Origin of the sequence: Micromonospora sp. WMMD736 (assembly GCF_049179015.1) — a bacterium.
Lineage (GTDB): Bacteria > Actinomycetota > Actinomycetes > Mycobacteriales > Micromonosporaceae > Micromonospora.
The window spans coordinates 3,649,949-3,661,747 of record NZ_JBMHMI010000001.1; the positions used below are offsets into that span (position 1 = coordinate 3,649,949).

Genomic DNA, 11,799 nt, shown 5'->3' on the forward strand with positions numbered 1-11,799 from the left:
TTTGGTGCTCCTCAGTTGTGGCGGCAGCGCGGACTAGAGCTGCTCGGTCTCGCGGTAGTCGTCGGTGTCGTAGTCGGCCTCGCCGAAGGTGTCCACGACGTGCGCCGGGTCGAAGTTCGGAGCCGAGTCCTTCAGCCCGAGACCCATCCCGGCGAGCTTCATCTTGACCTCGTCGATCGACTTCTGACCGAAGTTGCGGATGTCGAGGAGGTCGGCCTCGGTACGCCCGATGAGCTCACCAACGGAGTTGATGCCCTCGCGCTTGAGGCAGTTGTAGGAGCGGACGGTGAGGTCCAGCTCCTCGATCGGCAGAGCGAGGTCCGCCGCCAGCTGGGCGTCCTGCGGGGACGGCCCGATGTCGATGCCCTCAGCCGTCTCGTCCAGCTCACGGGCCAGACCGAACAGCTCCACCAGCGTCGAGCCGGCGGAGGCCAGCGCGGTACGCGGGCCCATCGACGGCTTGGTCTCGACGTCGATGATCAGCCGGTCGAAGTCGGTGCGCTGCTCGACACGGGTCGCCTCGACGCGGTAGGTCACCTTCAGCACCGGCGAGTAGATCGAGTCGACCGGGATGCGGCCGATCTCGGCGCCGGACTGCTTGTTCTGCGCCGCCGTCACGTAGCCCCGGCCCCGCTCGACGGTCAGCTCCATGTCGAGCCGGCCCTTGCCGTTCAGGGTGGCGAGCTTCAGGTCCGGGTTGTGCACCGAGACGCCGGCCGGGGGCTGGATGTCGCCCGCCGTCACGTCGCCCGGGCCCTGCTTGCGCAGGTACATGCTGACCGGCTCGTCGTGCTCGGAGCTGACGCACAGCTCCTTGATGTTCATGACGAGCTCGACCACGTCCTCCTTGACACCGGGGATCGTGGTGAACTCGTGCAGCACGCCGTCGATCTTGATCGAGGTGACCGCCGCACCCGGGATCGACGACAGCAGCGTGCGCCGCAGCGAGTTACCCAGGGTGTAGCCGAAGCCCGGCTCGAGCGGCTCGATGGCGAACCGCGACCGGGTCTCGTTGATCGACTCCTCGGAGAGGGAGGGTCGCTGGCTGATGAGCATCTTGTCTCTTCTCTTCCGGGACGCCCGCTATTTGACGTCCACGACACAAACTGTTCCGGTGGCCCGCCCGTGCCGGGCGGGCCACCGCAACGAGCCCGACTACTTGGAGTAGAGCTCGACGATCAGCTGCTCCTGGACCTGCGTGTCGATGACCTGCCGGGCCGGGAGGGAGTGCACGAGCACCTTCATCTGGCTCGGGATGGCCTCGAGCCACGCCGGAACCGTCTTCGAGCCGGCCTGGGCCTGCGCGACGATGAACGGGGTGAGCTCCTTGCTCTTGCCCCGAACCTCGATGATGTCGTGCTCCTTGACGCGGTACGACGGGATGTCGACCTTCTTGCCGTTCACCGTGAAGTGACCGTGCTTGACCAGCTGGCGGGCCATGTCCCGCGAGTGGGCGAAGCCGGCCCGGTAGACGACGTTGTCGAGCCGCGACTCGAGGATCTGCAGGAGGACCTCACCGGTCTTGGCCTGCTTGCCGACGGCTTCCTCGTAGTAGCCACGGAACTGCTTCTCCAGCACGCCGTACACGCGGCGGGCCTTCTGCTTCTCGCGGAGCTGGAGCAGGTACTCCGTCTCCTTGGTGCGGCCGCGGCCGTGCTGCCCGGGCGGGAACGGCCGGGACTCGAACGGGCACTTCGGACCATCGCACTTGCTGCCCTTGAGGAACAGCTTCATCTTCTCCCGCCGGCAACGGCGGCAGTCAGCACCGGTGTAACGAGCCATCTCTCTCTACCTCTCAGACCCGGCGACGCTTCGGCGGACGGCATCCGTTGTGCGGCTGCGGGGTGACGTCGGAGATCTGCCCGACCTCGAGGCCCACGGCCTGCAGCGAACGGATGGCGGTCTCCCGGCCGGAGCCGGGGCCCTTGACGAACACGTCGACCTTGCGCATGCCGTGCTCCATGGCGCGACGCGCGGCAGCCTCGGCGGCCAGCTGCGCGGCGAACGGAGTCGACTTGCGGGAGCCCTTGAAGCCCACCTGGCCGGCGGAGGCCCAGGAGATGACCGCACCGGTCGGGTCCGTGATGGACACGATGGTGTTGTTGAACGTGCTCTTGATGTGCGCCTGCCCGTGGGCGACGTTCTTCCGTTCCTTGCGCCGGACCTTCTTGACAGCGGCTCCGGCACGAGCCTTCGGTGGCATAAGTCTGTGCGCTCCTATTACTTCTTGCCGGGCTTCTTCTTGCCGGCGACGGTCCGCTTCGGGCCCTTGCGGGTCCGCGCGTTGGTCTTGGTCCGCTGGCCACGCACGGGCAGGCCCCGGCGGTGCCGGATGCCGGCGTAGCAGCCGATCTCAACCTTGCGGCGGATGTCAGCGGCGACCTCGCGGCGCAGGTCACCTTCAACCTTGTAGTTGCCCTCGATGTGGTCGCGGAGCTGCACGAGCTCCTCGTCCGTGAGGTCCCGAGCGCGCTTGTCCGGCGAGATGCCGGTAGCGGCGAGCGTCTCCAGGGCGCGGGTACGGCCGACCCCGAAGATGTAGGTGAGCGCGATCTCCATCCGCTTCTCGCGGGGGAGATCCACGCCGACTAGACGTGCCATGTGCGGGCGTACTCCTCGTGATGTGTGGCGGAGGTGTGGACCCGTCCCACCCCGCTACCGGCCGTCCCGTCCTTCCGACGCCATCAGCGCCGGCGACCGGGATCGGTCGCTGCCCAAGCGGGCCCCGGCCTCCGACCGGGGGTCAGCCACGAAAGGAGTACGCCTCGCGTACCGCTCGCGGCTGGGACGAGCATGTGTGATGTGTGTGTCGCTGAGGAACTGCCCTGGACCAACACCACCCGGCCGTGTTCGGCCGGACGGGCTGAGTCAGCCCTGGCGCTGCTTGTGGCGCGGGTCGGTGCAGATCACCATGACCCGGCCGTGCCGGCGGATAACCCGGCACTTGTTGCAGATCCTCTTGACGCTCGGCTTGACCTTCACGGTTGCCTTACTTCCCATCTGGCCCGGCAACGCGCCATCGCGCGAGACCGGACGTCGAAGACGGACACGGGACTTCCCGGCCGCCGTCAGGACTACTTGTAGCGGTAGACGATGCGCCCGCGGGTCAGGTCGTACGGCGAAAGTTCGACGACGACCCGGTCCTCCGGCAGGATACGGATGTAGTGCTGCCGCATCTTGCCGCTGATGTGAGCCAACACCTTGTGGCCGTTCGCGAGCTCCACCCGGAACATGGCGTTCGGCAGGGGCTCGATGACCCGACCCTCGATCTCAATGGCTCCGTCTTTTTTCGGCATGTCCTCCGCTGTCCTGACGTCGATTGCTCCGGGCGACCCACAACGTCTTACACGGAAATCTGACCAGAATCAGAAGACCGCGCCAGCCGCGGCTCCAGCTCCCACCGAAGCGCAGGGTGGGCATGCCGGAGTGGACGCTGTGCGCCGATCTGAAAGTGTACGCCCGCCTGCCGCCCGCCGCCAAACCACCCACCCACCCCGACCCGCCGCACCAACTCCAACCCCCCTCCGCCCCCCCTCCGGACCCCCTCCGAACCCGTTGATCATGAAGTTATCGCCCTCGATCACGGCGTGTCGCGACAACAACTTCATGATCGACGTGGTGGTCGGGGGTGGGGTGGGTGGGGTGGGGTGGGGTGGGTGGGTGGGGTGGGTGGGCTAGGTGGGTGGGGTGGGGTGTTGGGAGTTGTCCGGTTCGGTGGGGCCTAGTTCGCGGCGGCGTTCGCGCTTGGCCCGCTTGCGTTGCCGGCGGCGTTCCCGCTCGAGTGCCTGGCGTCGGGGCTCTCCCCCGCTGAGGCCCGCGACGGTACGCACCACCAACACCGCACCCCACGGCCCGGCCACCCAGATCGGCCAGAAGTAGAGCAGTTCCGCGCTGAGCAGGGACGTCACCGCCCAGATGGTCACCACGATGGCGACCACCCGCAGGTACGGCAGCCAGACCCCAGCCATCCACCGGGCGGTCGACCCGTCCATCCCAACGGCACTCGGCCCGCCCGCGGAGGCGACCGGCATCTCGGCGGCCGGCTCCGGCACCAAGGCCGAGCGCTGCGCGGGCGTCACCGGAGGCAGATCGGTCAGCAGCTGGTCCAACTCGCCGTACGTGCGCGCGGCATACGCCCGCTGCAACCGCTCGTCGTACTCGTGCAGATCCAGACGGCCCTCGTTGAGCGCCACCCGCAACCGTTCGGCCACCGCTTCCCGGTCCGCGTCCGCCGCTCGCATCCCGTCGCGCCCGTCCATGCCGGCAAGCATGCCACCGCCCCGCCAATCCGTCCGCCCGGACGCCCCGCCCTTGATCGACTCGACGTCAGGGCAGTCGGGTGTCCAAGACCGTGGGACAAAGCGACCTTCCGGAACCCGAGTCGATCAACCGCCACGACCCGGCCCGCCCAACCGACCGGCTCGGCGGGACCGTCAGGGGGTGGTGGAGGCGGCCGGCTGGCGGGCCGTCACGAGGTCACCGAGTCGGGCCCGGCCCCCGTCGAAGGCGGTGAGCACCCAGACGCCGTCCGGCAGGAGCGCCATCGAGTGCTCGACGTGCGCCGCGATCGACCCGTCCCGGGTGACGACCGTCCAGCCGTCGGCCAGCTCGACCGTACGCGGTGAGGCCATGGTGATCATCGGCTCGATCGCCAGCGCCATGCCCGGCACCAGACGCGGGCCCTTGCCCGGCCGGCCGTGGTTGAGCACGTGCGGGTCCTGGTGCATCTCGGTACCGATACCGTGCCCGCCGTACCCGTCGACGATGCCGTACCGGCCGCCTTTGCGGACCGCGGTCTCCACGGCGTGCGAGATGTCGGTGAGCCGGCCCTTGCCGCTGGCCGCACCACGGGCAGCGGCGGCGATACCGGCCCACATGGCGTCCTCGGCCACCTCGGCCATCTTCAGCAGCGCCGGATCGACCTCGCCGACCCCGACGGTGATCGCCGAGTCGCCGTGCCAGCCGTTCAACACCGCACCGCAGTCGATCGAGATGAGATCGCCCTCGGCGAGCACCTGGTTCGGCGACGGGATGGCGTGCACGATCTGCTCGTTCACCGAGGAGCAGATCGACGCCGGGAAGCCGTGGTACCCCTTGAACGACGGGACCGCCCCCGCCTCACGGATCGTCGACTCCGCGATGGCGTCCAGATCGGCGGTGCTGACGCCGGGCGCCACGGCCTCGCGCATCCGGCGGAGCGCCTCGGCGACCACGAGCCCGGCCGCGCGCATCTTCTCGATCTGGTCAGGGGTCTTCAGCTGGATGTCCAGCTGGGGACGACGCATGGAGCGGTTACCTTTCGTTGCCGAAACAGCGGGGCACGTCTCGCGTACCCCGCTGTTCGCACTCTATCCGCCGCGGCGCGGCGAGGCCTCAGCCGCCGTACGACCGCAGCGCGTCGATGGCCCGGGTCGTGACGTCCTCCACCGGCCCGGTGGCGTCGATCCCCACGAGCTTGCCCTGGGCGCCGTAGTAGTCGACCAGGGGGGCGGTCTTCTCGCTGTACTCCCGCAGGCGGGTGGCGATGGTCTCCGGCTTGTCGTCGTCGCGCTGGAACAGCTCGGCGCCGCACCGGTCACAGATGCCCGGACGGGTGGTGGCGTCGAACTCGACGTGCCAGATCTTGCCGCAGCCCCGGCAGGTACGCCGGCCGGAGAGCCGCCGGATCACCTCGTCGTCGTCGACCACCAGCTCCAGGACCAGGTCCAGAGCGGTACCCAGGTCGGCGAGGAGCTTGTCCAGGGCGGCTGCCTGCGGAGTGGTGCGCGGGAAGCCGTCGAGGAGGAAGCCCTCGCTGGCGTCGGGCTCGGCGAGCCGATCCCGGACCATGTTGATGGTGACCTCGTCCGGAACCAGCTCGCCCGCGTCCATGTAGCGCTTCGCCTCGACACCGAGAGGCGTGCCCTGGGTGACGTTCGACCGGAAGATGTCCCCGGTCGAGATCTTGGGCACCGAGAGGTGGGCGGCGATGAACTCGGCCTGCGTGCCTTTGCCCGCGCCCGGCGGGCCAACCAGAACGAGTCTCATCTACCGCAGGAACCCTTCGTAGTTCCGCTGCATGAGTTGGCTCTCGATCTGCTTCACGGTCTCCAGACCGACGCCGACCATGATGAGCACAGCGGTGCCACCGAACGGGAAGTTCTGGTACTGCTGGTCGTCCAGCCAGATGAAGAAGAAGTTCGGCAGGATCGAGATGATGCCCAGGTAGAGCGCGCCCGGCAGGGTGATCCGGCTGAGGATGAAGTCCAGGTAGTCGGCGGTCGGCTTGCCCGGGCGGATGCCCGGCACGAAACCGCCGTACTTCTTCATGTTGTCCGCGACCTCGGTCGGGTTGAACGTGATCGACACGTAGAAGTACGTGAAGAAGATGATCAACAGGAAGTAGACCGTGATGTAGATCGGGCTGCTCGGGTTGACCAGGTTGTTCTGGATCCAGGCCTGAACCTTGCCCGGGTCGTTCTGGTCGAAGAACTGGAGAGCCAGCTGCGGCAGGTAGAGCAGCGACGAACCGAAGATCACCGGGATCACACCCGCCTGGTTGACCTTCAGCGGAATGTAGGTCGAGGTGCCGCCGTACATCCGCCGGCCGATCATCCGCTTGGCGTACTGCACCGGAATCCGGCGCTGCGCCTGCTCGATGAAGGTGACCGCGGTGATGACCACCAGGACCAGCGCGATGACCAGGGCGAACTTGTCCCAGCCCTGGCTGGTCTTGATCTGCCAGCCCTCGCTGGGCAGGCGGGCCGCGATCGAGGTGAAGATCAGGACGGACATGCCGTTGCCGACGCCGCGGTCAGTGATCAGCTCGCCGAGCCACATGACCATGCCGGTACCGGCGGTCATCGTGATCACCAGGATGGACAGCGTCAGCCAGTCCGGGATGCCGGTGCCCTCGGGGATGATCGGGAACTGGTCGCAGCGGTTCTGGAACAGCTGGCCGGAGCGGGCCAGGGCCACGAACGCCGATGCCTGCAGGACACCCAGACCCAGGGTCAGGTAGCGGGTGTACTGCGTGATCTTCGCCTGGCCGGCCTGGCCCTCCTTGCGGAGCTGCTCAAGGCGCGGGATCACGACGGTCAGCAGCTGCAGGATGATCGACGCCGTGATGTAGGGCATGATGCCCAGCGCGAAGACCGAGAGCTGGAGCAGCGCTCCGCCGGAGAAGAGGTTGAGCAGATTCAGCGGGCCCGTCGTGTCGCCCGAGATGGAGTCGAGGCACTTCTGCACGTTGCCGTACGAGACGCCGGGGCTGGGCAGCGTGGCACCCAGCCGGTAGACCGCGATGATGCCTACTGTGAACAGCAGCTTCTTGCGCAGGTCAGGCGTACGGAACGCACTGAGAAAGGCGGACAGCAACTTCTTCCTCCTGCGCGAGGCGGGCCGCCGGTGATCCCTGGCGGGTCGGGGTGCATCCCGGGCGAGTGCCCGGAATCCATGGCTGGGATGGGACTCTAACAGCCCTGTCCCGTGCCGGGCAGGTGTGCCCGGCTACATAAACCGATTCCGATATTACCGGGCGCTCAGGCCCCAGGCAGACCTAGGCGCCCGCCAGTTGCTCGCAACTGGACGGGCGCCGAGGTCGTACGCCTTACAGCTCGGTGACGGAGCCACCGGCGGCGGCGATCTTCTCCTTGGCCGACGCGCTGAACGCGTGCGCCGACACCTGGAGCGCCACCCCGCCGAGATCCCCGGTGCCGAGGATCTTGACCGGCTGACCCTTGCGGACCGCGCCGGCCTCGACCAGCTCGAGCGGGCCGATCTGGCCGCCGTTCGGGAACAGCTCGGCGAGCCGGTCCAGGTTGACCACCTGGAAGACCACCTTGAACCTGTTCTTGAAGCCCTTCATCTTCGGCAGGCGCATGTGGATGGGCATCTGCCCACCCTCGAACGCCGCCGAGATGTTCTTGCGGGCCTTGGAGCCCTTGGTACCGCGACCGGCGGTCTTGCCCTTGGAACCCTCACCGCGACCCACACGGGTCTTCGCGGTCTTGGAACCGGGCGCCGGGCGCAGGTGGTGCACCTTGATCGTCATTACTCGACCTCCTCGACCTTCACGAGGTGGTTGACCGTGAAGATCATGCCGCGGATCTCGGGCCGGTCCTCCTTGACCACCACGTCGTTGATCCGCTTGAGACCGAGCGAACGCAGCGAGTCACGCTGGTTCTGCTTGGTCCCGATACCGGACCGGAGCTGGGTGACCTTCAGGCGTGCCATCAGGACGCCACCCCCGCCCGCGACGCCAGCATGGCGGCCGGCGCGACGTCCTCCACCGGCAGACCACGACGCGCCGCGACCTGCTCGGGGGACTCGAGCCCCTTCAGGGCCGCCACGGTGGCGTGCACGATGTTGATCGGGTTCGACGAGCCGAGGCTCTTGGAGAGCACGTCGTGGATACCGGCGCACTCCAGCACGGCACGCACCGGACCACCGGCGATGACACCCGTACCGGCCGAGGCCGGCTTGAGCAGCACGACTCCGGCCGCGTCCTCACCCGTCACCGGGTGCGGAATCGACTGACCGATCCGCGGGACCTTGAAGAAGTGCTTCTTGGCCTCCTCGACACCCTTGGCGATAGCCGCGGGCACCTCCTTGGCCTTTCCGTAGCCCACGCCGACCGTGCCGTCGCCGTCGCCCACGATCACCAGGGCGGTGAAGCTGAAGCGACGACCACCCTTCACGACCTTGGCGACGCGGTTGATCGCGACGACCCGCTCAAGGTGCGGGGTCTTCTCGACGGGCGCGTTTCCGCGGCCGCCCTCACGGCGGTTGTCGCGGCGACCACCCTCGTTGCCACCGGACCCGCCGCCACGGCGCTGTTGACCTGGCATCAGCAGCCTTCCTTATCTCTCGTGACGGGGTTGTTAGAACTCGAGCCCGGCTTCGCGGGCGGCGTCGGCAAGCGCGGCGACCCGCCCCGCGTACCGGTTGCCACCGCGGTCGAAGACGACCTTGGAAACGCCAGCGGCCTTGGCCCGCTCGGCGAGCAGCGCGCCCACCTTGCCGGCGAGGGCGCTCTTGTCGCCCTCCGTACCGCGCAGCGAGGCGTCCAGGGTCGACGCCGACGCCAGGGTGTGGCCCTTGGTGTCGTCGACGATCTGGGCGACGATGTGCCGCAGCGAACGGGTGACGACCAGGCGCGGACGCTCGGCCGTACCGCTGACGTTCTTGCGGACGCGGAAGTGCCGACGCGCACGCCCAACGGCGCGCTTGGCGGCGACGCCGCGGCGGCGCTTGAGCAGCGTGGCGCTCACTTCTTACCTGCCTTTCCGGCCTTGCGGCGGATGACCTCGCCCTGGTACTTCACGCCCTTGCCCTTGTAGGGCTCCGGCGGACGGATCTTCCGGATGTTGGCGGCGACCTCACCGACCTGCTGCTTGTCGATGCCGGCCACGTGGAACAGGGTCGGCCGCTCCACCGTGAAGGTGATGCCCGCCGGGGCGGGAACGACCACCGGGTGCGAGAACCCGAGCGCGAACTCAAGGTCCGAACCCTTGGCGGTGACCCGGTAACCCGTGCCGGCGATCTCCAGGCTCTTACGGTAGCCCTCGGTCACACCGACGATCATGTTGGCGACCAGGGTACGGCTCAGGCCGTGCAGCTCCTTGGCCTTGCGCTCGTCGTTCGGACGGCTGACGTTCAGCTGCCCGTCCTCCGCGCGCTCGATCTTGATCGGCTCGGCGATCGTGTGCTGGAGCTCGCCCTTCGGGCCCTTGACCTTGACGGTCTGCCCGTCGATCGTGATGTCGACGCCGGCTGGTACCGGGATCGACTTACGTCCAATTCGCGACATTTCTACCAGTCTCCCGTTACCAGACGAAGGCGAGGACTTCCCCGCCAACACTCCGCTTGCGGGCCTGCCGGTCGGTCAGCAGCCCCTGGGACGTCGAAATGATCGCCACGCCCAGCCCACCGAGCACCCGCGGGAGCCCGTCCGACTTGGCGTACACCCGGAGACCGGGCTTGGACACGCGCTTGATGCCGGCCAGGCTCCGCTCGCGGTTCTGGCCGTACTTGAGCTCGACGACCAGTCGCTTGCCGACGGCGCCCTCCTCGGGCTCCTCGACCGACCAGGTGGCGATGTAACCCTCGGCCTTCAGGACCTCGGCGATGTTCGCCTTGATCTTGGAGTAGGGCATCTTCACCTGATCGTGGTACGCCTGGTTGGCGTTACGCAGACGCGTGAGCATGTCTGCGATCGGGTCGGTCATCGTCATGGATTTCGTCAGCCTTTCTCGCCGGGGTTCCCGGGGCACCAGCCCCGGGCCTACGGCGAAGAGCAATACCTAATCGGTGCAGGAGTTCCCGGCCGGAGCCGGGACGCGGTCGCCCTTACCAGGAAGCCTTGGACACACCCGGCAGCTCACCGCGGTGGGCCATCTCCCGGATGCAGACCCGGCAGAGCCCGAACTTGCGGTAGACCGCCTTCGGACGCCCGCACCGCTGGCAGCGGGTGTACGCGCGAACCGAGAACTTCGGCTTCGCGGCCGCCTTGAGGATCAGCGCCTTCTTGGCCATCTCAGTTCTCCTTGAACGGGAAGCCCAGGAGCTTGAGCAGCGCCCGGCCCTCGTCGTCGGTCGTAGCGGTGGTGACCACCGTGATGTCCATGCCCCGCTGACGATCGATCTTGTCCTGGTCGATCTCGTGGAACACCGACTGCTCGGTCAGACCGAACGTGTAGTTGCCGTGCCCGTCCAGCTTGCGCCCGTCCAGACCGCGGAAGTCGCGGATACGCGGCAGCGCGATGGAGAGCAGCCGGTCCAGGAACTCCCACATGCGGTCGCCGCGGAGGGTCACCTTCGCGCCGATCGGCATGCCCTCGCGGAGCTTGAACTGCGCGATGGACTTGGTCGCCCGTCGCACCTGCGGCTTCTGGCCGGTGATCGTGGCGAGGTCGCGGACCGCGCCGTCGATCAGCTTGGCGTCGCGAGCGGCCTCGCCGACACCCATGTTGACGACGATCTTGACCAGCCGCGGCACCTGCATGGGGTTGCCGTAGCTGTGCTGCTCACGCAACTGGGCCACGATCTCGTTGCGGTACCGCTCCTTGAGGCGCGGCATGGTCTTTTCGGTAGCCGTGGTCATCACAGGTCCTTACCGGTGCTACGCGCGATGCGGACCTTCTGGCCGTTGTCGTCGATCCGGTAACCGACGCGGGTCGGCTTGCCGTCGGAGTCCAGGACCTGCACGTTCGAGACGTGGATCGGGGCCTCCTGGGTGACGATGCCGCCGGTCTTGGCGCCACGCTGGGTGGTGCTGATGCGGGTGTGCTTCTTGACCCGGTTCACGCCCTCGACCAGGACCTTGTCCTGCCGCGGGTAGGCCGCGATGACCTTGCCCTTGGCGCCCTTGTCCTTGCCGGCGATGACGACGACCGTGTCGCCCTTCTTGACCTTCACGGTCACAACACCTCCGGCGCGAGGGAAATGATCTTCATGAACCGCTTGTCCCGCAGCTCCCGGCCCACCGGGCCGAAGATACGGGTACCACGCGGGTCCCCACCGTCCTTGATGATGACGGCGGCGTTCTCGTCGAAGCGGATGTACGAGCCGTCCGGCCGCCGCTTCTCCTTGGCCGTGCGAACGACGACCGCCTTGACGACGTCGCCCTTCTTCACACCGGCACCCGGGATCGCGTCCTTGACCGTGGCCACGATGACGTCGCCGATGCTCGCGTAGCGCCGACCGGAGCCACCGAGAACCCGGATGCACAGGATCTCCCGAGCACCCGTGTTGTCGGCGACGCGCAGTCGCGACTCCTGCTGAATCACGTCTATCTCCTATGTCTGCCGGTTCTCCGGC

Annotated in this window: 20 protein-coding genes; all 20 read right to left on the reverse strand. The window is 67.7% G+C overall.

Annotation, left to right across the window (positions count from 1 at the left end; genetic code table 11):
• Positions 1–33 precede the first annotated feature (33 nt).
• The 20 genes from ACN269_RS16070 to rplN all read right to left on the reverse strand — a co-directional run bounded on the left by ACN269_RS16070 (position 34) and on the right by rplN (position 11,768).
• Positions 34–1,056 carry a DNA-directed RNA polymerase subunit alpha gene (locus tag ACN269_RS16070; protein WP_007465227.1) on the reverse strand — a complete coding sequence of 341 codons (1,023 nt, stop codon included), beginning with the start codon at positions 1,054–1,056 and terminating at the stop codon, positions 34–36.
• Positions 1,057–1,155: 99 nt separating this feature from the next.
• A complete protein-coding gene (rpsD, locus tag ACN269_RS16075; protein WP_030329921.1) occupies positions 1,156–1,782 on the reverse strand; it encodes a 30S ribosomal protein S4 in 627 nt (208 codons plus the stop codon).
• A 13-nt stretch (positions 1,783–1,795) separates the two neighbouring features.
• Positions 1,796–2,203 carry a 30S ribosomal protein S11 gene (gene rpsK / locus ACN269_RS16080; protein ID WP_007073011.1) on the reverse strand — a complete coding sequence of 136 codons (408 nt, stop codon included), beginning with the start codon at positions 2,201–2,203 and terminating at the stop codon, positions 1,796–1,798.
• Between the two features lie 17 nt (positions 2,204–2,220).
• Positions 2,221–2,601, reverse strand: a complete 381-nt coding sequence (gene rpsM, locus ACN269_RS16085; RefSeq protein ID WP_007465236.1) for a 30S ribosomal protein S13 — start codon at positions 2,599–2,601, stop codon at positions 2,221–2,223.
• 267 nt (positions 2,602–2,868) lie between these two features.
• Complete coding sequence (gene rpmJ / locus ACN269_RS16090) at positions 2,869–2,982, reverse strand: 50S ribosomal protein L36 (protein ID WP_012184307.1); 114 nt, start codon at positions 2,980–2,982, stop codon at positions 2,869–2,871.
• A gap of 92 nt (positions 2,983–3,074) precedes the next feature.
• Positions 3,075–3,296 (reverse strand): translation initiation factor IF-1, encoded by a 222-nt coding sequence (gene infA / locus ACN269_RS16095; protein ID WP_007073013.1) that lies wholly within the window; start codon positions 3,294–3,296, stop codon positions 3,075–3,077.
• A 378-nt stretch (positions 3,297–3,674) separates the two neighbouring features.
• A complete protein-coding gene (locus ACN269_RS16100; RefSeq protein ID WP_421473211.1) occupies positions 3,675–4,259 on the reverse strand; it encodes a DUF1707 SHOCT-like domain-containing protein in 585 nt (194 codons plus the stop codon).
• 174 nt (positions 4,260–4,433) lie between these two features.
• A complete protein-coding gene (gene map, locus ACN269_RS16105; protein WP_421473212.1) occupies positions 4,434–5,285 on the reverse strand; it encodes a type I methionyl aminopeptidase in 852 nt (283 codons plus the stop codon).
• Between the two features lie 88 nt (positions 5,286–5,373).
• Entirely contained in the window at positions 5,374–6,027 is a 654-nt protein-coding gene (locus ACN269_RS16110; protein WP_088950228.1) for an adenylate kinase, read from the reverse strand.
• Positions 6,028–7,356, reverse strand: coding sequence for a preprotein translocase subunit SecY (gene secY, locus ACN269_RS16115; protein WP_421473213.1), 1,329 nt, complete (start codon positions 7,354–7,356; stop codon positions 6,028–6,030).
• Between the two features lie 232 nt (positions 7,357–7,588).
• Complete coding sequence (gene rplO, locus ACN269_RS16120) at positions 7,589–8,032, reverse strand: 50S ribosomal protein L15 (protein WP_421473214.1); 444 nt, start codon at positions 8,030–8,032, stop codon at positions 7,589–7,591.
• Positions 8,032–8,214 (reverse strand): 50S ribosomal protein L30, encoded by a 183-nt coding sequence (gene rpmD, locus ACN269_RS16125; RefSeq protein ID WP_030329904.1) that lies wholly within the window; start codon positions 8,212–8,214, stop codon positions 8,032–8,034. The genes rplO and rpmD overlap by 1 nt, the downstream gene beginning before the upstream one ends.
• The gene (rpsE, locus tag ACN269_RS16130) at positions 8,214–8,828 is read right to left on the reverse strand and encodes a 30S ribosomal protein S5 (RefSeq protein ID WP_013288621.1); all 615 of its coding nucleotides are present in this window, start codon (positions 8,826–8,828) and stop codon (positions 8,214–8,216) included. Before rpsE ends, rpmD begins: the two co-directional genes overlap by 1 nt.
• A 33-nt stretch (positions 8,829–8,861) precedes the next feature.
• Positions 8,862–9,239, reverse strand: coding sequence for a 50S ribosomal protein L18 (gene rplR / locus ACN269_RS16135; protein WP_172896629.1), 378 nt, complete (start codon positions 9,237–9,239; stop codon positions 8,862–8,864).
• Positions 9,240–9,247: 8 nt separating this feature from the next.
• Entirely contained in the window at positions 9,248–9,790 is a 543-nt protein-coding gene (gene rplF, locus ACN269_RS16140; RefSeq protein ID WP_421473215.1) for a 50S ribosomal protein L6, read from the reverse strand.
• A gap of 16 nt (positions 9,791–9,806) precedes the next feature.
• Positions 9,807–10,214, reverse strand: coding sequence for a 30S ribosomal protein S8 (rpsH, locus tag ACN269_RS16145; protein WP_007465270.1), 408 nt, complete (start codon positions 10,212–10,214; stop codon positions 9,807–9,809).
• A gap of 115 nt (positions 10,215–10,329) precedes the next feature.
• Positions 10,330–10,515, reverse strand: a complete 186-nt coding sequence (locus tag ACN269_RS16150; RefSeq protein WP_007073023.1) for a type Z 30S ribosomal protein S14 — start codon at positions 10,513–10,515, stop codon at positions 10,330–10,332.
• Position 10,516: 1 nt separating this feature from the next.
• A complete protein-coding gene (gene rplE / locus ACN269_RS16155) occupies positions 10,517–11,083 on the reverse strand; it encodes a 50S ribosomal protein L5 (protein WP_088987580.1) in 567 nt (188 codons plus the stop codon).
• Entirely contained in the window at positions 11,083–11,403 is a 321-nt protein-coding gene (rplX, locus tag ACN269_RS16160; RefSeq protein ID WP_007465276.1) for a 50S ribosomal protein L24, read from the reverse strand. Before rplX ends, rplE begins: the two co-directional genes overlap by 1 nt.
• Positions 11,400–11,768 (reverse strand): 50S ribosomal protein L14, encoded by a 369-nt coding sequence (rplN, locus tag ACN269_RS16165; RefSeq protein WP_007073026.1) that lies wholly within the window; start codon positions 11,766–11,768, stop codon positions 11,400–11,402. Before rplN ends, rplX begins: the two co-directional genes overlap by 4 nt.
• Between the last annotated feature and the right edge of the window lie 31 nt (positions 11,769–11,799).

Excerpts from the sequence above, each read along its gene's own strand:
- ACN269_RS16070 (WP_007465227.1), bottom strand. The coding sequence starts at position 1,056 with ATGCTCATCAGCCAGCGACCCTCCCTCTCCGAGGAGTCGATCAACGAG.
- rpsD (WP_030329921.1), bottom strand. The coding sequence starts at position 1,782 with ATGGCTCGTTACACCGGTGCTGACTGCCGCCGTTGCCGGCGGGAGAAG.
- rpsK (WP_007073011.1), bottom strand. The coding sequence starts at position 2,203 with ATGCCACCGAAGGCTCGTGCCGGAGCCGCTGTCAAGAAGGTCCGGCGC.
- rpsM (WP_007465236.1), bottom strand. The coding sequence starts at position 2,601 with ATGGCACGTCTAGTCGGCGTGGATCTCCCCCGCGAGAAGCGGATGGAG.
- infA (WP_007073013.1), bottom strand. The coding sequence starts at position 3,296 with ATGCCGAAAAAAGACGGAGCCATTGAGATCGAGGGTCGGGTCATCGAG.
- ACN269_RS16100 (WP_421473211.1), bottom strand. The coding sequence starts at position 4,259 with ATGGACGGGCGCGACGGGATGCGAGCGGCGGACGCGGACCGGGAAGCG.
- map (WP_421473212.1), bottom strand. The coding sequence starts at position 5,285 with ATGCGTCGTCCCCAGCTGGACATCCAGCTGAAGACCCCTGACCAGATC.
- ACN269_RS16110 (WP_088950228.1), bottom strand. The coding sequence starts at position 6,027 with ATGAGACTCGTTCTGGTTGGCCCGCCGGGCGCGGGCAAAGGCACGCAG.
- rplO (WP_421473214.1), bottom strand. The coding sequence starts at position 8,032 with ATGACGATCAAGGTGCACCACCTGCGCCCGGCGCCCGGTTCCAAGACC.
- rpmD (WP_030329904.1), bottom strand. The coding sequence starts at position 8,214 with ATGGCACGCCTGAAGGTCACCCAGCTCCGGTCCGGTATCGGGACCAAG.
- rpsE (WP_013288621.1), bottom strand. The coding sequence starts at position 8,828 with ATGCCAGGTCAACAGCGCCGTGGCGGCGGGTCCGGTGGCAACGAGGGT.
- rplF (WP_421473215.1), bottom strand. The coding sequence starts at position 9,790 with ATGTCGCGAATTGGACGTAAGTCGATCCCGGTACCAGCCGGCGTCGAC.
- rpsH (WP_007465270.1), bottom strand. The coding sequence starts at position 10,214 with ATGACGATGACCGACCCGATCGCAGACATGCTCACGCGTCTGCGTAAC.
- ACN269_RS16150 (WP_007073023.1), bottom strand. The coding sequence starts at position 10,515 with ATGGCCAAGAAGGCGCTGATCCTCAAGGCGGCCGCGAAGCCGAAGTTC.
- rplE (WP_088987580.1), bottom strand. The coding sequence starts at position 11,083 with ATGACCACGGCTACCGAAAAGACCATGCCGCGCCTCAAGGAGCGGTAC.